The organism is Saccharopolyspora dendranthemae, from assembly GCF_007829955.1.
GTDB classification, from domain to species: Bacteria; Actinomycetota; Actinomycetes; order Mycobacteriales; family Pseudonocardiaceae; genus Saccharopolyspora; species Saccharopolyspora dendranthemae.
In genome coordinates this window covers 869,816-887,933 of sequence record NZ_VIWX01000002.1, presented here as the reverse complement: position 1 = coordinate 887,933, position 18,118 = coordinate 869,816, and the positions used below count along the sequence as shown (strand labels likewise).

15 protein-coding genes and 1 tRNA gene are annotated in these 18,118 nt (G+C 70.7%); 11 read left to right on the top strand and 5 right to left on the bottom strand.

Going from position 1 to position 18,118, the window contains the following annotated elements; all coding sequences use genetic code 11:
• Positions 1–5 precede the first annotated feature (5 nt).
• From FHU35_RS12855 to FHU35_RS12845, 3 genes are read right to left on the bottom strand one after another with little or no spacing between them, the layout of a single operon-like run.
• Positions 6–824, bottom strand: a complete 819-nt coding sequence (locus FHU35_RS12855; RefSeq protein WP_145738926.1) for a carbohydrate ABC transporter permease — start codon at positions 822–824, stop codon at positions 6–8.
• The gene (locus FHU35_RS12850) at positions 824–1,756 is read right to left on the bottom strand and encodes a carbohydrate ABC transporter permease (protein ID WP_145738923.1); all 933 of its coding nucleotides are present in this window, start codon (positions 1,754–1,756) and stop codon (positions 824–826) included. The genes FHU35_RS12855 and FHU35_RS12850 overlap by 1 nt, the downstream gene beginning before the upstream one ends.
• Positions 1,753–3,051: an ABC transporter substrate-binding protein gene (locus FHU35_RS12845; RefSeq protein WP_145738920.1), complete on the bottom strand. Its 1,299-nt coding sequence runs from the start codon at positions 3,049–3,051 to the stop codon at positions 1,753–1,755. Before FHU35_RS12845 ends, FHU35_RS12850 begins: the two co-directional genes overlap by 4 nt.
• A gap of 292 nt (positions 3,052–3,343) precedes the next feature.
• On the opposite strand from FHU35_RS12845, the gene FHU35_RS12840 reads away from it, so the two are divergent.
• The 3 genes from FHU35_RS12840 to FHU35_RS12830 all read left to right on the top strand — a co-directional run bounded on the left by FHU35_RS12840 (position 3,344) and on the right by FHU35_RS12830 (position 7,837).
• Positions 3,344–5,656: a beta-xylosidase/alpha-l-arabinosidase gene (locus FHU35_RS12840; protein WP_145738917.1), complete on the top strand. Its 2,313-nt coding sequence runs from the start codon at positions 3,344–3,346 to the stop codon at positions 5,654–5,656.
• 59 nt (positions 5,657–5,715) lie between these two features.
• Positions 5,716–6,732: a LacI family DNA-binding transcriptional regulator gene (locus FHU35_RS12835; protein WP_145738915.1), complete on the top strand. Its 1,017-nt coding sequence runs from the start codon at positions 5,716–5,718 to the stop codon at positions 6,730–6,732.
• 118 nt (positions 6,733–6,850) lie between these two features.
• Positions 6,851–7,837 (top strand): LLM class flavin-dependent oxidoreductase, encoded by a 987-nt coding sequence (locus tag FHU35_RS12830; protein WP_145738912.1) that lies wholly within the window; start codon positions 6,851–6,853, stop codon positions 7,835–7,837.
• A gap of 130 nt (positions 7,838–7,967) precedes the next feature.
• Here the strand turns inward: FHU35_RS12830 and FHU35_RS12825 are convergent, their stop codons facing one another.
• Positions 7,968–8,975: an ABC transporter substrate-binding protein gene (locus FHU35_RS12825; protein ID WP_246110271.1), complete on the bottom strand. Its 1,008-nt coding sequence runs from the start codon at positions 8,973–8,975 to the stop codon at positions 7,968–7,970.
• A gap of 60 nt (positions 8,976–9,035) precedes the next feature.
• Between FHU35_RS12825 and FHU35_RS12820 the strand changes: the two genes are divergently transcribed.
• The 7 genes from FHU35_RS12820 to FHU35_RS12790 all read left to right on the top strand — a co-directional run bounded on the left by FHU35_RS12820 (position 9,036) and on the right by FHU35_RS12790 (position 16,110).
• Positions 9,036–9,965, top strand: coding sequence for a siderophore-interacting protein (locus tag FHU35_RS12820; protein WP_145738910.1), 930 nt, complete (start codon positions 9,036–9,038; stop codon positions 9,963–9,965).
• A gap of 72 nt (positions 9,966–10,037) precedes the next feature.
• A complete protein-coding gene (locus tag FHU35_RS12815; RefSeq protein ID WP_145738907.1) occupies positions 10,038–11,021 on the top strand; it encodes a sigma-70 family RNA polymerase sigma factor in 984 nt (327 codons plus the stop codon).
• A gap of 37 nt (positions 11,022–11,058) precedes the next feature.
• Positions 11,059–11,153 (top strand) — tRNA-Sec (locus FHU35_RS12810).
• Positions 11,154–11,183: 30 nt separating this feature from the next.
• A complete protein-coding gene (gene selD / locus FHU35_RS12805; protein ID WP_145738905.1) occupies positions 11,184–12,182 on the top strand; it encodes a selenide, water dikinase SelD in 999 nt (332 codons plus the stop codon).
• 300 nt (positions 12,183–12,482) lie between these two features.
• Positions 12,483–13,628 carry an LLM class flavin-dependent oxidoreductase gene (locus tag FHU35_RS12800; RefSeq protein ID WP_145738903.1) on the top strand — a complete coding sequence of 382 codons (1,146 nt, stop codon included), beginning with the start codon at positions 12,483–12,485 and terminating at the stop codon, positions 13,626–13,628.
• Positions 13,625–14,968, top strand: a complete 1,344-nt coding sequence (locus FHU35_RS12795) for an NtaA/DmoA family FMN-dependent monooxygenase (protein ID WP_145738900.1) — start codon at positions 13,625–13,627, stop codon at positions 14,966–14,968. The genes FHU35_RS12800 and FHU35_RS12795 overlap by 4 nt, the downstream gene beginning before the upstream one ends.
• Positions 14,969–14,985: 17 nt before the next feature.
• Positions 14,986–16,110, top strand: a complete 1,125-nt coding sequence (locus FHU35_RS12790) for an MsnO8 family LLM class oxidoreductase (RefSeq protein ID WP_145738897.1) — start codon at positions 14,986–14,988, stop codon at positions 16,108–16,110.
• Positions 16,111–16,122: 12 nt separating this feature from the next.
• Here the strand turns inward: FHU35_RS12790 and FHU35_RS12785 are convergent, their stop codons facing one another.
• A complete protein-coding gene (locus tag FHU35_RS12785) occupies positions 16,123–16,866 on the bottom strand; it encodes an SDR family oxidoreductase (RefSeq protein ID WP_145738895.1) in 744 nt (247 codons plus the stop codon).
• 119 nt (positions 16,867–16,985) lie between these two features.
• On the opposite strand from FHU35_RS12785, the gene FHU35_RS12780 reads away from it, so the two are divergent.
• Positions 16,986–17,945 (top strand): DUF3048 domain-containing protein, encoded by a 960-nt coding sequence (locus tag FHU35_RS12780; RefSeq protein WP_145738893.1) that lies wholly within the window; start codon positions 16,986–16,988, stop codon positions 17,943–17,945.
• The last annotated feature ends 173 nt before the right edge of the window (positions 17,946–18,118 follow it).

Genomic DNA, 18,118 nt, shown 5'->3' with positions numbered 1-18,118 from the left:
TCGGATCACCGCCCCGCGCCCGCGGTCAGCCCGGCGACCATGAACCGCCTGCCGAGCACGTAGAGCACCAGCACCGGGATCGCCGAGAGCACCACGCCCGCCATGATCGCCGGCACGTTCACGGTGTACTGGCCTTGGAACTGCCACAGCATCACCGGCAGCATCGCGGTTTCCTCGCGCTGGGTCAGGATCAGCGGGAACAGCAGCCCGTTCCACACCTGCAGCGCCTGGTAGATGCCGACCGCCAGCAGCGCCGGCCGGGACAGCGGCAGGACCAGGTTCACCAGCACCCGGAACTGCCCCGCTCCGTCCAGGCACATCGATTCGTAGAGCTCCTCGGGGATGTCGCGCAGGAAGTTGCTGAGGATCAGCACCGACAGCGGCATCGCGAAGGCGATGGCGGGCAGGACGATGGCCAGCAGGCTGTCGTAGAGGCCCGCTTCCACGATCATCACGTAGACCGGGATGATCGTCGCCTGCAGCGGGATCGCGAGGCCCGCCAGGAACATCCGGAACAACCACTGGTGGCGCCGCCGCTTGCCGCGCACCACCACGTAGGCGGCGGGCAGCGCGGTGGCGAGCACGACCACCACGGTGAGCCCCGTGGTCAGCACGCTGTTGAACAGGAACTTCAAGAACCCGTCGGAGAACACCAGCCCGTAGTTCTCCAGCGTCGGAGAACCGGGCAGCGACAACGGGTTGGCGCCGGTGGTGTCCTCCTGCGCCCGCAGGCTGGTGACCACCACGTAGTACAGCGGCACGGCCACCACCAGAGCCCACAGCAGGGCCGCGGCGTTCGGCAGCAGACCTCTGATTCGCAGCATCACGCGCCCTCCTGGTCGCTGCGCATCCGGGCGAAACCGGAGTACTTGGTCAGCCCCAGCGACAGCGCGGTGCCCAGCGCCACGAGCAGCAGCGCGAGCGCACTGGCGTAGCCGAGCTCGTACTGCTGGAAACCGGTGATGTACATGGTCACCGGCAGGATCCGGGTGGCATCACCGGGACCGCCTTCGCTGAGCACGTAGAACAGGTCGAAGTAGGTCAGCGACCCGACCAGCATCAGGGTGCTGGAGGTGACGATGGTGTTGCGCAGCTGCGGCAGGGTGATCCGGAAGAACCGCTGCACGGGGCCCGCTCCGTCGAGTTCGGCGGCTTCGTGCAGCTGGGCGGGGATCTGCCGCACCCCGGCCTGGTAGAGCAGCGTGTGGAACGGGATGAACTGCCACGACACCACGAAGATGAGGGTGATCAGAGCGAGGTCGGCGTCGCCCAGCAGGTTCAGGCCGGGCAGTCCGAGGGCGGGCAGCACTCCGAACTCGGGGTCGACGAGGTTGCGCCACACGATCCCGATGCCGGTGGAGGACAGCACCAGCGGCAGGAAGAACAGCGCGCCGAGCACCGCCCGGTACCGCTGCTGCCCGGCGACGTAGACGCCGAGCAGGATGCTGATCGGGGTTTGCACCACCCAGCTCAGGACCATCACCTGCAGCGACACCCACACCGAGTGCCACATGCCGGAATCCGCGGCGAGCTCGCTCCAGTTCTCCGCTGCGGTGAAGCGCGGATCGACGATGCCGTTCCAGTCCATCATGGACAGGATCACCACCACGACGATCGGCGCGATGACGAACGCCGCGAAGAACACCAGCGCGGGGGCGGCGAACCAGGTGGAGGGTTCGGTCCAGTGCCGCGCGGAGCGGCGCGGTCGCGGGGCCGGGCTCGGCGTGGTCGGCCGCAGGAGCTCGGTGGCGGTCATCTCGTGGATTCCTCCATCAGCTCGGAGAACTCTTCTGGGCTGATCTGGTCCAGGAACAGCTTCTGCAGGTTGATCAGCACGTTCTGCGCGGGTCCCGGTGGCAGCGCCTGGTCCCAGGACTGCTGGAAGTGCGGCGCGTTCTTGGCCAGGTCGTAGACGAAGGTCATGTAGTCGGCGTCCTCGGAGGCGCGCAGCTCGTCCTCGATGCCGGTCACCGGCGGCACGTCACCGCGCGCCACCCGGCCTCGGGTGAAGGCGTCGCTGGAGAGGTCCTGGCGCAGGAAGTCCACGGCCTCCTGCGCTTCCGGTCCGGCCGTGACCGACATGAAGGTGGTGGGGTTGCCGACGAGGTTGGCCGGGTCGCCCTTGCCTCCCTCGACCGCGGGGAACGGTGCCCAGCCGAGATGTCCTTCGCGGACCCACTTCTCGTCATCGCCCAGCAGGTCGGAGTAGCCCGAACCGAGGTGGACCATCATCGCCGCACGACCGCTGGCCACCAGGGTGCGCTGCTGGCCGAGTTCAGCGCTGGTGGAGGGGAAGGCGTTGCCGAACGCTCCCCTGCGCACGAGGTCCTGCAGCATGGTGTTGGCCTTGATGATGTCCGGGTTGAGCCACGCGCCGGGCTTTCCGTCGAGCACCGCCTTGAAGGCCTCCGGCCCGGCGACCCGGTCGACGATGGCCTCCTCCCACATCAGGTAGGTCCAGGAATCCGCGCCGCCCAACGCGATCGGCAGATAACCGGCCTCCTGGAGCCGGGGAACCTGGTCCAGCAGCTCGTTCCACGAACGCGGCGGTCGCAGTCCGGTCTCGGCGTAGACGTCCTTGTTGAAGTACAGCAGGACCGGCTGGATGCCGCCGACGGGAATGCCGTAGGTACCGCCGCCGATGTCGACCGGGCTCATCACGCTGGGCAGGAAGTTCTGCCGCCACTCGGGGTGCTCGCGCATCGCCGGTGCCAGGTCGGCGACCTGACCGGCCTCGATGAACGCTTCCAGCGCACCGCCGCCCCAACCGAAGAACGCGTCCGGGGGCGTGCCCGATCCCATCGAGACCCAGAGCTTGTTCTTGTACGGGTCGTTCTGGAAGAACTGGGTCTGCATCCGCCGCCCGGTCCGGTCCTGGAACCGGTCGCCCTGGCTCGGCATCAGCTCCTCCTCGCCGCCGCCGCTGATCGCCCACGTGGTGATCAGCCCGGCGCCACCTTCGCTCGGTGGCAGGAGCACGGCGCAGCCGGTGGAGGTCAGCCCGACCGCCAGCACCATCGCCACCGCGCACAGACGTCGCAGTCCACGCATCGTCAACTCCCGTCGCAGGGGTGCGGAGCTCGCGGAGCGCCGGACGCCGTGTGCTCGCGGTCACACCGGATTCCGGTCGGCGAGACGGTACCGCAGCCGCGAGCAGGTCGACAAGACCCTATTTTCTCGAAACTTTCACTGGCCGCTCTCGACGCCACCAATCCTTGTGCAATCGCGTTTTTCGACGGACGATGTGGCAACCTGGCGATCGCTGGAGCCCAGTTCCAGCACGCCGTTGCCGAAACTTTTTCGGACGGTGTCGTCCGCCTGACCACGACGGGAGTCGCCGCACATGCCGCAGTCGCGCCCGACCGAGGACCGCCCTCCCTACCGCGATCCCGAGCTCCCGGCGGAGGAGCGGGCCGCCGACCTGATGACCCGCCTGACGCTGGAGGAGAAGCTCAACCAGCTCGTCGGGATGTGGATCTACGTCTCGGGCGCGGAAGAACGAGTCGCACCGCACCAGGCGGACTTCGCCGACGACACCCCGGCGTGGGACGAGATGATCAAGAACGGACTGGGGCAGCTCACGCGCGTGTTCGGCAGCGCTCCCGTCGAACCGGCCCGCGGCACCGCCGCGCTGACCCGGCTGCAGCGCGAGATCACCAGCGCCGGCCGCTTCGCGATCCCCGCGCTCGCCCACGAGGAATGCCTCGCCGGGTTCACCGCCTGGGGCGCCACCGCCTACCCGGTCCCGCTGTCCTGGGGCGCCTCGTTCGACCCGGATCTGGTGGGCGAGATGGCCTCCCGCATCGGCGCCGACATGCGCTCGGCGGGCGTGCACCAAGGACTCGCCCCGGTTCTCGACGTGGCCCGGGACCTGCGCTGGGGCCGGGTCGAGGAGACCATCGGCGAGGATCCCTACCTGATCGGCACCATCGGGTCGGCCTACGTCGCCGGGCTGGAGTCGAGCGGAATCGTGGCCACCCTCAAGCACTTCGCCGGCTACTCGGCCTCCCGCGCGGGCCGCAACCTCGCGCCGGTGAGCATGGGACCGCGCGAGTTCGCCGACGTCGTCCTCCCGCCGTTCGAGATGGCGCTGCGGCTCGGCGGCGCCCGCTCGGTGATGCACTCCTACACCGACGTGGACGGCATGCCCTCGGCCGCCGACGAGGCGTTGCTGACCGATCTGCTGCGCGGAGAGCTGGGATTCACCGGGACCGTGGTCGCCGACTACTTCGGCGTGTCGTTCCTGCACCAGCTGCACGGCGTGGCCGAGGACCCCGGAACCGCCGGCGCGGCCGCGCTGCGCGCCGGAGTCGACGTCGAGCTGCCCAACGCGCGCTGCTACGCCGAGCCCCTGGCGCAGCTCGTGCGCTCCGGAGACGTCGACGAAGCGCTGGTGGACCGCGCGCTGACCAGGGTGCTCCGGCAGAAGGTCGAACTGGGCCTGCTCGACCCCGACTGGTCACCCGAGGTCTCCCAGCCCCGCGATTTCGATTCAGCCCGGAACCGGGACCTGGCCCGGCGTCTCGCCGAGGAGTCGGTCGTGCTGCTCGCCAACGACGGCACGCTCCCGGTGCGCGAGCCGGGCAGCGTGGCGCTGGTGGGCCCGCTCGCCGACGACCCGTTCGCACTGCTGGGTTGCTACTCGTTCCCGGCGCACGTCGGCGCGTCCTACCCGGACTGGCCGCACGGCATCGATCTGCCCACCTTCCGCGACGAGATCGCCTGCGTCGCAGCGCACGTCGATCACGTCCAGGGCTGCGAGCTGCCCGAGGGCCGCACCGACTTCGCTGCGGCCCGGGCCGCAGCAGCCGCAGCCGACCTGTGCGTCGCGGTGGTCGGCGACCGCGCGGGCCTGTTCGGCCGCGGCACCTCCGGGGAAGGCTGCGACGCGGCCGACCTGCGACTGCCCGGCGACCAGCAGGCGCTGGTGGAGCAGCTGGCGGACACCGGAACACCCGTGGTGCTGGTGGTTTCCAGCGGCAGGCCCTACGCACTGGGCGAGCTCGCCGACCGGGTCGCCGCCGTGGTGCAGGTGTTCTTCCCGGGCGAGGCCGGCGCGGCGGCGCTCGCGGGAGTGCTCACCGGCGAGGTGAACCCCTCGGGCAGGCTGCCAGTGTCCATCCCGGCGGCCCCGGGTGGCAACCCCGGCACCTACCTGACCGCTCCCCTGGGCGCGGCCAGCGAGGTCAGCTCGCTGGACCCGACCGCGCTGTTCCCCTTCGGGCACGGCCTGTCCTACACCACCTTCGCCTACTCGGACCTGGCGATCAGCGCCGAGGAGGTCCCCACGGACGCGGCGGTGGACATCTCCTGCACGATCACCAACACCGGGAACCGCGACGGCGACGAGGTGGTGCAGCTCTACCTCCGCGACCCGGTCGCCCAGGTGACCCGCCCGGTCCGCCAGCTCACCGGTTTCGGACGGGTTTCAGTGCCCGCCGGCGCCTCCCGGAGGGTGTCGTTCAGGCTGCACGCCGACCGTGCCGCCTACACCGGTGCGCGCGGGAGGCGCATCGTCGAGCCCGGCACCATCGAGGTCCACGTCGGCGGGGACAGCGCGAAACCGCGTCTTTCCGGCGAGTTCCGCCTGATCGGCGAGGTGCGCGAGGTGGGGCCCGATCGCGTGCTCGACACACCGGTGACGGTCGCGGAATGACGAGAGCGGCGGCTCCGAAACTTTCAGGTACGGTGGCGGCCGTCCAACGAGGAGGCACGGTGGCAGAGGCCAAGAAGGACCGCGTGACGATCAGCGACATCGCGCGGGAGGCCGGCGTCTCGGTCCCGACCGTCTCGAAGGTCCTCAACGGCCGGCCGGAGGTCGCCGCCCGCACCCGCGAACGCGTCGAGAAGCTCATCACCCGGCACAACTACTCGCGCCGGGCCAACCACGGCAGCGGTCGCGCCGGTCTCATCGACCTGGTCTTCCACACGCTCGACAACGAGTGGGCGCTGGAGATCGTGCGCGGCGTCGAGGGCGTCACCCACGACGCCGGGGTGGGCATGGTGGTCTCGGCGGTGCACGACGGCCGCACGACCGAACGCGCGTGGCTGGACAACCTCACCGCCCGCCGCTCGGACGGCATCATCCTGGCGGTCACCGAACTCGGTCCGCGCCACGCCGAGCAGCTGCACGGCCTCGGGGTGCCGGTGATCATCATCGATTCGCTGGGCCAACCGGATCAGCGGGTCGCCTCGGTCGGCGCGACGAACTGGAGCGGTGCCCGCTCCGCCGTCGAGCACCTCGTCGAACTGGGGCACGAGCGGATCGGTTTCATCGGCGGACCACCCCAGTTGCAGTGCTCCGTCGCGCGGCTCGACGGCTACCGCTCGGCGCTGATGAGCGCGGGCATCGCGGTCACCGATGAGCTGATCGCCGACGGGGACTTCACCCTCGACCGGGGTCAGCAGGCCGCGGCCGACCTGCTCAGCCTCCCCGACCCGCCCTCGGCGCTCTTCGCCGCCAACGACCTGCAGGCCCTGGGCGCCTACCGCGCCGTCGACCAGCGCGGCCTGCGCATCCCCGAGGACATCAGCGTCGTCGGGTTCGACAACGTGCCGATGGCGCAATGGATCTCGCCCGCGCTGACGACGGTCGACCAGCCCGTCGCCACGATGGCCGCCGAAGCGGCGAGGGTCCTGCTGCGCCACGCCGAAACCGGCCGCTTCGAGACCAACCGGGTCGAGCTGGCCACCGACCTCGTCATCCGCGCGAGCACCGGGCCCAGGGCCTGACGGATGCGGCGCCGCTCACGCGGGCGGCGGAAATATCAGCGGTCGGTGAGGCGTTGCCCAGGGTGGCCGGGCGCGTGGTCCCGGCCCGTTGTGCGTGCGTGAAAGGGCTGATGCTGCCGTGACCGTGGATCTCTCCGTTCTCGACCTGGCTCACATCGGTGAGGGGGAGACTGCTGCGGACAGCTTCGCCGCCAGCGTCGACATGGCCCAGCGCGCCGAGCGGTGGGGCTACCACCGGATCTGGTACGCCGAGCACCACAACATGCCCACCATCGCGTCGTCGGCGACCAGCGTGCTGATCGGTCACGTCGCGGCCCAGACCAGCCGAATCCGGCTCGGCGCGGGCGGCATCATGTTGCCCAACCACGCCCCGCTGACCATCGCCGAGCAGTTCGGGACGCTGGAGACCCTGTTCCCGGGACGCATCGATCTCGGACTGGGGCGTGCGCCGGGCAGCGACCAGCGCACGATGCGGGCGTTGCGCCGCGACCCCACCGCCGCCGACTCCTTCCCGCAGGACGTGCTGGAGCTGCAGGGCTACCTGGCCGGCGAGACCCGCGTCTCCGGGGTCAACGCCACGCCGGGGTACGGCACCCGCGTGCCGCTGTACGTGCTGGGTTCGTCGATGTTCGGCGCGCAGCTCGCCGCCCTGCTGGGCCTGCCCTACGCGTTCGCGTCGCACTTCGCCCCGGACGCCCTGGAGGCGGCCACGGCGCACTACCGGCGCGAGTTCCAGCCCTCGGCGCAGCTGTCCGAGCCGCACGTGATCGCCGGGGTCAACGTGATCGCCGCCGACACGACCGAGGACGCCGAGCACCAGTTCCTCGAGGCCAAGCGGTACCGGGCGAGCCGGATGCTCGCGCAGGGCCGCCAGCTCAGCACCGAGGAGATCGACGCTCTGCTGGCCTCCCCCGCGGGACGCCAGGTCGAGTCGATGGCTCGCTACTCGGCGGTGGGCACCCCGGCCGAGGTGGACGACTACCTGGAGAAGTTCACCAAGCAGGCCCAGGCGGACGAGCTGATGGTCGTCTCCTCCGCGGTGGACCGCGCAGCCTGGCTGCGCTCCCTCGAACTCCTAGCAGAAGTCCGCGACCTCAACAGCTGACCTCCCGCAACCACCCCGACCCTCCCGACGTCCCCACCAGGGCATCTCCCAGTTTTAGTCCAAACCGAGGACCCTTCGTGCCCGAAATGTCGGCTCAGTTATGACTAAAACTGGGACTTGGTGACGTTCTTCAGGGCTTGAGGTGGGATTCGATCTGGTCGGCCAGCTTGTTCATGATCTTGGCGTAGCTGGCGTGGCTCATCGGGGCGACCGCGTCCCACTCGACGAACCGGTTCGCGCGGGCGGCCGGGGTGGCCGCGAAGACCGGGTTCTGCTTCATCTGCTCGGGCGTCATCGACGCCGACCGCGCATCCCAGAGCATGATGTCGCCGGGATAGGCGTTGGCCTTCTCCCAGGAGAGCCGCTCGTAGTAGCTGCCGCTCGCTTGGTCGGGATCGCGGGGCGCGGTGATCGGCAGGCCGAGTTCCTTGACGTAGTAGTCGAGGTCGGGGTTGCGGGCGGGCACGACGACGAAGAACTCCTCCTTCGTGCCGCCGATCGGCAGGATCGTCTTGCCCTGCGACTTCATCCGCGCACCGATCTCGCGCAGGCGTCCGGCTGCGGCCTCGAACGCCCGCTCGTCGGACTTGACCTTCGGGGACTCCACGTCCGCACCCAGGGCCCTGGCCAGTTCCTGGTACTTCCGGATGGCGGCGGGCAGCGCGATCCCGGACTGCGCGACGCCCAGCGTCGGGACGATCTGCTTGACCTTCTGCTCCTGGTCCTCGACCAGGTGCCACAGACCCGGGTATTCGGCGTACTTGCCGCTGACCAGCACGTCCGGATGCAGGGAGGCCAGCCGCTCCAGGTTGACCTCGCCATAACCGGCACCGGTGACGTCGGTGACCTGCCGGGGATCGAGGGTGCCCGCTTCCGGTTCCACGGAGCCGTCGTCGCGCACGAGAGGTCCGAACGTCCCGGCGATCGCGACACCGAAGTCCTGCAGCGCGGCCGCGGCGGAAACCTGTGCGACGATCTGCTGCGGGCGCTCCGGGCGGTTCACCACGACGCCGCGATCATCGGTGTAGGACCAGCCGTTGCCGGCCTGTTCGGGCTGCGATGATCCGCACGCGGACAGCGTTCCGACGGCCGCGAGCGAGACCGCGGCTAAGACAGCGGCCCGGATCGAGTGACGCAAGGTCGACCTCCTGTTGTTCTAAGGCTAGGCTAACCTAGCAGAGCGAAGAGGAGGTTTCGGATGACAGTGACGCGAGCCAGGCGAGATGTTGACGTGCGACCGGGGTACCGGCTCTTCCCCGTGGAGGTCGCCCGCGTGCGCCGGCTGGGGCCGAGCTTCGTCCGGATCACCTTCAGCGGCGCGTGCCTGTCCGACTTCGGGTTCGGGGGCCACGACCAGCGCATCAAGATCGTGCTGCCCAAGCAGGGCCGCTCGCTCGACGACTTCCCCGAGGGCGACGACTGGTACCCGCGCTGGCTGGAGCTCCCCGAGGAAGTGCGCCCGGACCTGCGGACCTACACCGTGCGCGACTACCGGCCGGACGCCTGCGAGGTCGACGTCGACTTCGTGCTGCACGGGCTCGACGACGGCCACGCCGGTCCGGCCTCCACCTTCGCCGCAGGCGCGAGCCCAGGGCAGGCCATCGGCCTGTTCGCACCGAACCGCCCGGGCTCGGGCCGGATGTGGGGCTGCGAGTGGTCTCCCCCGGCCTCCGCCGACCGGCTCGTGCTGGCCGGGGACGAGACCGCCGTGCCCGCGCTCGCCGCGATCGTGGAATCGCTGCCCTCCGACGCGCGCGGTGTGGTGTGCGTGGAAGTTCCCTCCAGCGACGACGAGCAGCAGTGGCGATGCCCCGCGGAAGTCGACGTCCGCTGGTACTCCCGCGCCGGAGCGCCGCACGGCAAGCTGCTCGGCGAGGGAGTGGCCGAGGCGCTGCGCGAGCTGCGCCCGGTGCGCGACGAGGCCGCGAGCTCGGCCGACCTGGAGGACGTCGACGTGGACGCCCGGACGCTCTGGGAGGTGCCGGAGGGCTCGTCGGGCTCGATCTACGGCTTCCTGGCCGGCGAAGCGGCGGTGATCAAGGGGCTGCGCCGATTGCTGGTCAACGAGCACGGCATCCCCAAGCACTCAGTGGCGTTCATGGGCTATTGGCGCGAGGGTCGTTGCTGACCCTTTTGTCGGACCGCCGCGCTACGGTCGTCGACATCGGGTAGGGCCACCTCACGCCGAAGGACCAGCGCCATGCCAGTCACCTCGACCGCACCCACCGACGACTTCGTCGCGCAAGCCGACTCCTACCGCCGGGAGCTCCTCGCGCACTGCTACCGGATGCTCGGATCGCTGCAGGACGCAGAGGATCTGGTGCAGGAGACCTACATCAAGGCCTGGCGGTCCTACGACCGCTTCGAAGGCCGGAGTTCCCTGCGCACCTGGCTGTACAAGATCGCCACGACGACCTGCCTGACGGCGTTGGAGAGCCGGAAGCGACGTCCGCTGCCCAGCGGCCTGGGCGCCCCGGCCGACGACGTGCCGCACGAGAAGGTCGTCGAGTCCGGTGAGGTCCCGTGGCTGCAGCCGATCCCCGACGGGATGATCGCTGACACCGCCACCGACCCCGCCGCGATCGTCGGTCTCCGGGAAAGCACCCGGCTGGCGTTCATCGCCGCGCTCCAGCACCTGCCCGCGCGGCAACGGGCCGTGCTGATCCTGCGCGACGTGCTGAGGTGGCGGGCCTCCGAGGTCGCCGACGCGCTGGCGATCTCCACCGCCGCGGTCAACAGCGTTCTGCAGCGCGCCCGCGCGCAGCTCGCCGACGTGGCCCCCTCGCAGGACGACCGCCCCCAGCCGTTGTCGGCCGAGCAGGAGCAACTGCTGGAGCGCTACGTCGCCGCGTTCCAGGCCAAGGACGTGCCGGCGATCGTCGAGCTGTTCACCGCCGAGGCCGTCTGGGAGATGCCGCCTTTCCGGCTGTGGGTGCGCGGTGGCGAGCGGATCGGGCAGCTCAACGCCCGGCAGTGCCCGGCGGGCCCGGACGGGCTGCGGCTGCGTCCCACCCGCGCCAACGGGCAGCTCGCCTTCGGCGTCTACCTGCGCGGTGATGACGACCTCTTTCGCCCCTTTCAGCTGCACGTCCTCGAACTGGGCGAGCACCGGATCGAACACGTCGTGTCGTTCTTCGACGTCGACTTCGCCAAGTTCGGGCTCCCGGAGTCGGTGACCGGCTGATCTGTGCCGGTTGACGATCTCTCCTAGAGTGGGCGCCGGAGACGTTTGGGGTCTGGTGGCCTCCACGGCCTTCAAAGCCGATGGCGCCGAGCAACTCGGTGCGGCGGGTTCGATTCCCGTCCGTCTCCGCCAGCTTCCTTTCCCCGGCTGCGAGGACCGTTGATGGGCGGGTACCGGTTGACCCAGTACGCGCACGGCGGCGGGTGCGCCTGCAAGATCCCGCCGGGCGAGTTGGAGAACGTGGTCGCCGGGCTCGCGCCGGAGGTGGCGGAGCCGAACGCCGAACTCCTGGTCGGGTTGGACACCGGCGATGACGCGGCGGTCGTGCGCACCGACGCGGGCAGCGGGATCGTGGTCACCACCGACTTCTTCACGCCCGTGGTCGACGACGCCCGCGACTGGGGCCGGATCGCGGCGGCCAACGCGCTGTCGGACGTCTACGCGATGGGCGGGACCCCGGTCCTCGGCGTGAACCTGCTGGGCTGGCCGCGCGACGTGCTGCCGTTCGAACTGGCCGGTGAGGTGCTGCGCGGCGGCGCGGAGGTGGCCGGCGCCGCCGGGTGTCATCTGGGCGGCGGGCACAGCGTGGACGATCCGGAGCCCAAGTACGGACTCGCGGTCACGGGTCTGGTGGATCCCGACCGGATGCTGCGCAACGACGCGGCACGACCGGGTCTGGCGCTGACGCTGACCAAGCCGCTGGGCATCGGGGTGCTCAACACCCGGCACAAGCAGACCGGGCAGCGGTTCGAGCAGGCCGTGGCGACGATGACCGAGCTCAACCGCGACGCCTCCCGGGCCGCGCTGCAGGCCGGCACCGCGTGCGCCACCGACGTGACCGGTTTCGGGCTCCTCGGGCACCTCTTCAAGACCATGCGGGCTTCCGGCACGACGGCCGAGGTCGACGTCGCGGCCGTGCCGCTCCTGGAGGGCGCGCGGGAGTCGGTCCGCGACGGTTTCGTCAGCGGAGGCACCCGGCGCAACCTCGACTGGGTGCGGCCGCACCTCGACGCGGGCGGCACCGGCGAGGACGACGTGCTGCTCCTCGCCGACGCGCAGACCTCCGGTGGTCTGCTGGTGGTCGGCGAGGTCCCCGGATTCCCGGTCATCGGCAGGGTGCTGCCTGGCCGCGAGGACGGCACGCGCATCGTCCTGCGCTGACCGGCACCGCTCTCGGTCCGCCCACATCGTGAACCGCGTTGACGGCCGCGTGCGGCGGTTCTAACTTGGTGCACATGGCTCTCCGGCTGCGATTGGTCACGCGTGACCACATCGACCTGCTCCGGGTGATCGCCGCCGCCTGTCCGCGGTAATCGGCTTCGCCGCGCCTCCGCGCTTCTCCCCCACGCCGCGACTCACCGTCGTTGGCGCGCAGCGGTTCTCCGCACCACCACACCGCACCGCATCGGTGCGATGCACCCACCCCCTCGACCCGCGCCGTCGCGCAGGGAGGACACGAGGATGGTTCGACCAACGCAGTGGCACTTGGCCGTGGGACTCGACGGGACCGGCTGGCATCCGGCCTCCTGGAGATCCCAACTCGCCAAACCCACCGAGCTGTTCACCGCCGGCTACTGGCTCGACCTGGTTCAGCGCGCCGAGTCCGCCTTGCTGGACTTCGTCACCCTCGCCGATTCGCTGGGCCCGCAGTCGAGTTCGCAGGACGGGCCCGACGAACGCACCGACCGCGTGCGCGGCCGGCTGGACGCGGGACTGCTCGCCGCGCGCATCGCTCCCCGGACCCGGCACATCGGGTTGGTGCCGGAAATCGTGGTCACCCACACCGAGCCGTTCCACGTCTCGAAGTCCGTCGCGACCCTCGACTACGTGTCCGGTGGCCGCGCCGGATGGCTGCCGCAGGTCAGCGCGAGCGGTGGCGACAACGCGCACTTCGGCCGCCGCGCGATCGCGCCTGCGGAGCTGCTGGAGGAGGCCGCCGACCACGTGGAGGTCGTCCGCCGGCTGTGGGACTCCTGGGAGGACGACGCGGAGATCCGCGACGTGGCCACCGGCCGGTTCATCGACCGGAACAAGCTGCACTACATCGACTTCCGCGGCAAGTGGTTCGACGTCAAGGGACCTTCGATCACGCCCCGACCTCCGCAAGGCCAGCCGCTGGTGACCGCGGCCGCCAGCACCCCAGCCGAGCACCGGTTCGCCGCCCGGTCAGCGGACGTCGTGTTCACTCCCGCGGCCGACCCGGACTCAGCCCGTCGAGCGGTGGCCGACGTTCGGGCGCACGAGGATTCGGCCGCAGCACCGCACGTCTTCGGTGACCTGGTGGTGTTCCTGGGCGCTGACGCCGCCGATCGCCGGGCGCGGCTCGACGAACTCGACCGCCCGTCCACTTCGGACACACCGGTCTTCACCGGCGAGGCCGAGCAGCTCGCCGACCTGCTGCAGTCGCTCGCCGAACGCGGTCTGACCGGGTTCCGGTTGCTTCCGGGGGAATTGCCGCACGACCTCGCGGCGATCACCGACGAGCTCGTGCCGGTGCTGCAGCGTCGCGGGGTCTTCCGCACCGCCTACGAGACCGGCTCGCTGCGCGACCGGCTCGGCCTGGCCCGCCCGGTCAACCGCTACGCGACCGCTGGAGGCACCTCGTGACCAAGCAGATCCACCTGGCCGCCCACTTCCCCGGGGTCAACAACACCACGGTGTGGAGCGATCCCCGGTCGCTGAGCCAGATCGAGTTCTCCTCGTTCACGCACCTCGCCGAGACCGCCGAGCGGGCCAAGTTCGACTTCCTGTTCCTCGCCGAGGGGCTGCGGTTGCGCGAGCACGCGGGCAAGATCCACGACCTGGACGTGGTGGGCCGCCCGGACACCTTCACGGTGCTCGCGGCGCTGGCAGGGGTGACCGAGAAGCTCGGCTTGGCGGGCACCATCAACTCGACGTTCAACGAGCCCTACGAGGTGGCGCGGCAGTTCGCCAGCCTCGACCACCTCTCGGAGGGACGGGCGGCGTGGAACGTGGTGACCTCGTGGGACGCCTTCACCGGGGAGAACTTCCGGCGCGGCGGGTTCCTGCCCGAGGACCAGCGCTACGAGCGCGCTCGGCAGTTCCTGCGCACGGCCACCGAGCTGTTCGACTCCTGGCGCGGGGACGAGATCGTGGCCGACAAGGGCTCCGGGCGGTTCCTGACCGACCCTCGGGCGGGCGCGTTCGAGCACTCCGACGCCCACTTCGACATCCGCGGCCGGTTCAACGTCCCCCGCAGCCCGCAGGGCCGGCCGGTGATCTTCCAGGCCGGAGATTCGGAGTCCGGACGGGAGTTCGCCGCCTCCGCGGCCGATGCGATCTTCACCCGGCACGGAACCCTCCAGGCGGGACAGGACTTCTACGCCGACGTCAAGTCGCGGCTGGCCGCCCACGGCCGTTCGCCGGAGGACCTGCTGGTGTTCCCGGCGACGACCGTGGTCGTCGGCGACACCGACGCCGACGCGCAGGAACAGGCCGCGCTCATCCGCAAGCAGCAGGTCAGCGGGCCGACGGCGATCTCCTTCCTGGAACAGCTGTGGAACACCGACCTCAGCGAGCTCGACCCGGACGGCCCGCTGCCGGAATTCGACCCGGTCGTCGACGGTGAAGCGATCAGCAAGGGCAGGGCCAGCACGCGGATGTTCGGCGATCGCCTCGCCACGGCCCGCAGCTGGCGCGCGCTCGCCGAGTCCAAGCGGCTCTCGATCCGCGAGCTGATCATCGAGGTCACCGCGCGGCAGTCGTTCATCGGCAGCCCCACGACGGTGGCCGACGAGATGAACCGCTTCGTGCAGGAGGACGCCTCCGACGGCTTCATCCTGGTGCCGCACCTGACCCCCGGAGGCCTGGACGACTTCGTCGACGAGGTCGTGCCGATCCTCCAGGAGCGCGGCGTCTACCGGACCGAGTACCCGGGCACCACGCTGCGCGAGAACCTCGGCCTGTCGCCCGCACCCGTTTCCTAGGAACCCGGAGGTATTCGATGCCGGTCCCGCTGTCGGTCCTGGACCTCTCGCCCATCGCCTCCGGTCAGACCGCGAAGGAGGCCCTGCACAACACCCTCGACCTGGCCCGCCGGACCGAGGCGTTCGGCTACCGCCGCTACTGGGTGGCCGAGCACCACCTCACCGCGGGTGTCGCCTCGGCGGCCCCGGCGGTGCTGCTGACCGCGATCGCCGGGGCGACCAGCACGATCCGCGTCGGCTCGGCGGCGGTGCTGCTGGGCCAGCACTCGCCGCTGACGGTGGCCGAGCAGTTCGGCACCCTCGCCCAGCTCCACCCGGGCCGAGTGGACCTGGGCGTGGGCAGGTCCGGCAAGAAGCGCGCGCAGGAGCTCGCCGAGAGGCTGACCGCGCCCGCGCGGAACGAGGGCTCCACGGTGGACGGCCTGATCGTGCCCGCAAAACCTCGTGCGGTGGCCCGTTCGGAGCGCTACGCGGCGCGGTTGCGCCAGCAGGCGGAGCTGGTCGGTGCCCCGGCCGAGGAGCTCGACTACCGGGATCAGGTCTCCCGCGTGCGGCAGTTCCTCGAAGGCGGGTTCCCCGGGCCCGACGGTGAGCCGGTGCGCGCCAACCCCGCCGAGGGAGCCGACCTCGAGCTGTGGATCCTGGGCTCCAGCGGAGGCGAAAGCGCGGTCACCGCAGGCCGGCTCGGCATCCCGTTCGCGGCGAGCTACCACATCACGCCCGCGACGGTGCTGGAGACCGTGGAGTCCTACCGGGAGAACTTCGTCGCGTCCGACCGGTTGGACCGGCCCTACGTGGTGGTCTCGGCGGACGTGGTCGTGGCCGACAGCAGCGAGCGGGCGCGGGAGCTGGCGTCGCCGTACGGGGCGTGGGTGCACAGCATCCGGGCCGGTGCGGGGGCGATCCCGTACCCCTCCCCCGCTGAGGTCGCCGACCTGCCCTGGGACGAGGAGGCGCGGGAGATCGTCGCCGATCGGCTGGCCACCCAGTTCGTCGGCACGCCCGAGGAGGTGGTCGGCAGGCTGGTCACCTTGCGGGAAGCGACCGGGGCCGACGAGCTCGTCGTCACCACCATCACCCACGACCACGCCGACCGGGTCCGCTCCTACGAGCTGCTCGCCGAGGCCTGGAACCGCACCTGAGGCGCAGGAGCTTCAGCCGCGGCCGATGAAGGGCATCTCGGTGGCGGTGATGGTCATGAACTGCACGTTGGCGTCGAGCGGCAGACCGGCCATGTAGAGCACGGCGTCGGCGACGTGCCGGGGATCGAAGGTGGGTTCGGGGCGCACCGAGCCGTCGGCCTGGGCGGCACCGGTGGCGATGCCGGAGGTCATGTCGGTGGCCGCGTTGCCGATGTCGATCTGCCCGCACGCGACGTCGTGCGACCGGCCGTCCAGCGAGATGGACTTCGTCAGTCCGGTGATGGCGTGCTTGGTCGCCGTGTAGGCGACGCTGCGCGGCCGGGGCGCGTGCGCGGAGATCGACCCGTTGTTGATGATGCGGCCACCACGCGGGTCCTGATCGGCCATCATCCGGAACGCGTGGTGGGCGCACAGGAACGAGCCGGTGAGGTTCGCCTGCACCACGCCGTTCCAGTCCGCGGCCGAGAGCTCACCGACGTTGCCTGCGGGGCCGAAGGTGCCGGCGTTGTTGACCAGCAGGTCCAGCCGTCCCCACCGCTCGTGCACGGCGTCGAACAGCGCAGCCACGGAGTCCGGATCGGTGACGTCGGTGGGGATCGCGAGGGCCTCGCCGGAATCCCCGGCGGTGTCGGCGAGGGGTTCGGGACGGCGTCCGGCCAGCGCCACCCGGTATCCCGCGGCCAGCAGCGCCCGGGCGATCACCTGCCCGATCCCGGTACCGGCACCCGTCACCACAGCGACCTGCGCGTTGCTCATGGCCACATTGATACCGCACTGGTGGCGCGCGGGAGGTCACCTCCCCGGCCTCGATCAAAATGCGAATTCTTTCCGGATCCGTAGCCTCGGACATCGGGGGGAAGGAGTCCGCCTGCACCATGCGCACCCGCTCATGCACGCTCCTGGCCGTGCTGATCACGCTCGCGTTACTGGGCGCCACCGGCTGCCAGCCGTCACCACCACCGCCGCCACCGCAGGGCGGCGGGACGACGTCCGGGCAGCAGCAGGGTGGCGAAGCGGCGCCGGACGGGCCTCCGGTGGTCGCGGTGAAGATCGACAACTCGCCGGAGGGGCGTCCGCCGGTGGGCATCGACGCGGCGGACGTGGTCTACGTCGAGCCCGTCGAAGGCGGTCTGAGCCGCATCCTGGCGATCTTCGCGACCCACAAGCCCGAGTCCGTCGGCCCGGTGCGCAGCGCCCGCGAGACCGACGCCGAGATCCTGCCGCAGTACGGCAGGCCCACCCTCGCCTACTCCGGCGCGGCACCCGAGGTGCTGCCGACGATCCAAGCGGCTCCGCTCACCGACGCCTCGGACGCTCACGTCCCCGACGCCTACTCCCGGGACGACGCCCGACCCACCCCGCACAACCTCTTCGTCGACACCACCAGGCTCCCGCCCGCGCAGCCGTGGCCCGGTACCACCCGGCCGGTGATCGGCGACGTGCCTCCGGGCGGCGCGCCCACCGAGCGCTACGAGGTCCGTTACCCCTCCGCGACCATCGGGTTCTTCTACAACCACCCGTCGCGGCGCTGGATGACCTCGATGGACGGTGAGCCCTACGCGGCCGTGCACAGCGGCAGGGTCGGCGTGTCCACGGTGATCATCCAGAAGGTCCGCACCCACGAGTCGGTGGTCCGCGACGCCGCGGGCAACCCGTCACCGGTGGCCGAGAGCATCGGCAGCGGCCCGGCCGTCGTTCTGCGCGACGGCAAGAGCTTCGAGGGCACCTGGAACCGCCCCTCCCCCGAGGCCCCCACCACCTACACCGACCGGTCGGGCGCACCGCTGACCGTCGCTCCCGGCCAGGTCTGGGTCGTGCTGAGCCCCGAGGGCTGAGCGGCCCGCTCACCTCATCAGACCACTGTGGACGGTTCCGGAGCGGCGCCGTCGGCAGCCCGAGGATCTCCCGCGTCGGCAGCGCCGAACGGACCTCACCGATCCGTGAAGCACGTCACATCGCGCGAGCCCATCCCGAATGTCCGAAACGGGTGCCGTGCGCTGTGGAAACA

Coding starts and splice junctions, on each gene's coding strand:
- FHU35_RS12785 (WP_145738895.1), bottom strand. CDS start 16,866: ATGAGCAACGCGCAGGTCGCTGTGGTGACGGGTGCCGGTACCGGGATC.
- FHU35_RS12840 (WP_145738917.1), top strand. CDS start 3,344: ATGCCGCAGTCGCGCCCGACCGAGGACCGCCCTCCCTACCGCGATCCC.
- selD (WP_145738905.1), top strand. CDS start 11,184: ATGGGCGGGTACCGGTTGACCCAGTACGCGCACGGCGGCGGGTGCGCC.
- FHU35_RS12780 (WP_145738893.1), top strand. CDS start 16,986: ATGCGCACCCGCTCATGCACGCTCCTGGCCGTGCTGATCACGCTCGCG.
- FHU35_RS12815 (WP_145738907.1), top strand. CDS start 10,038: ATGCCAGTCACCTCGACCGCACCCACCGACGACTTCGTCGCGCAAGCC.
- FHU35_RS12850 (WP_145738923.1), bottom strand. CDS start 1,756: ATGACCGCCACCGAGCTCCTGCGGCCGACCACGCCGAGCCCGGCCCCG.
- FHU35_RS12820 (WP_145738910.1), top strand. CDS start 9,036: ATGACAGTGACGCGAGCCAGGCGAGATGTTGACGTGCGACCGGGGTAC.
- FHU35_RS12855 (WP_145738926.1), bottom strand. CDS start 824: ATGCTGCGAATCAGAGGTCTGCTGCCGAACGCCGCGGCCCTGCTGTGG.
- FHU35_RS12845 (WP_145738920.1), bottom strand. CDS start 3,051: ATGCGTGGACTGCGACGTCTGTGCGCGGTGGCGATGGTGCTGGCGGTC.
- FHU35_RS12790 (WP_145738897.1), top strand. CDS start 14,986: ATGCCGGTCCCGCTGTCGGTCCTGGACCTCTCGCCCATCGCCTCCGGT.
- FHU35_RS12800 (WP_145738903.1), top strand. CDS start 12,483: ATGGTTCGACCAACGCAGTGGCACTTGGCCGTGGGACTCGACGGGACC.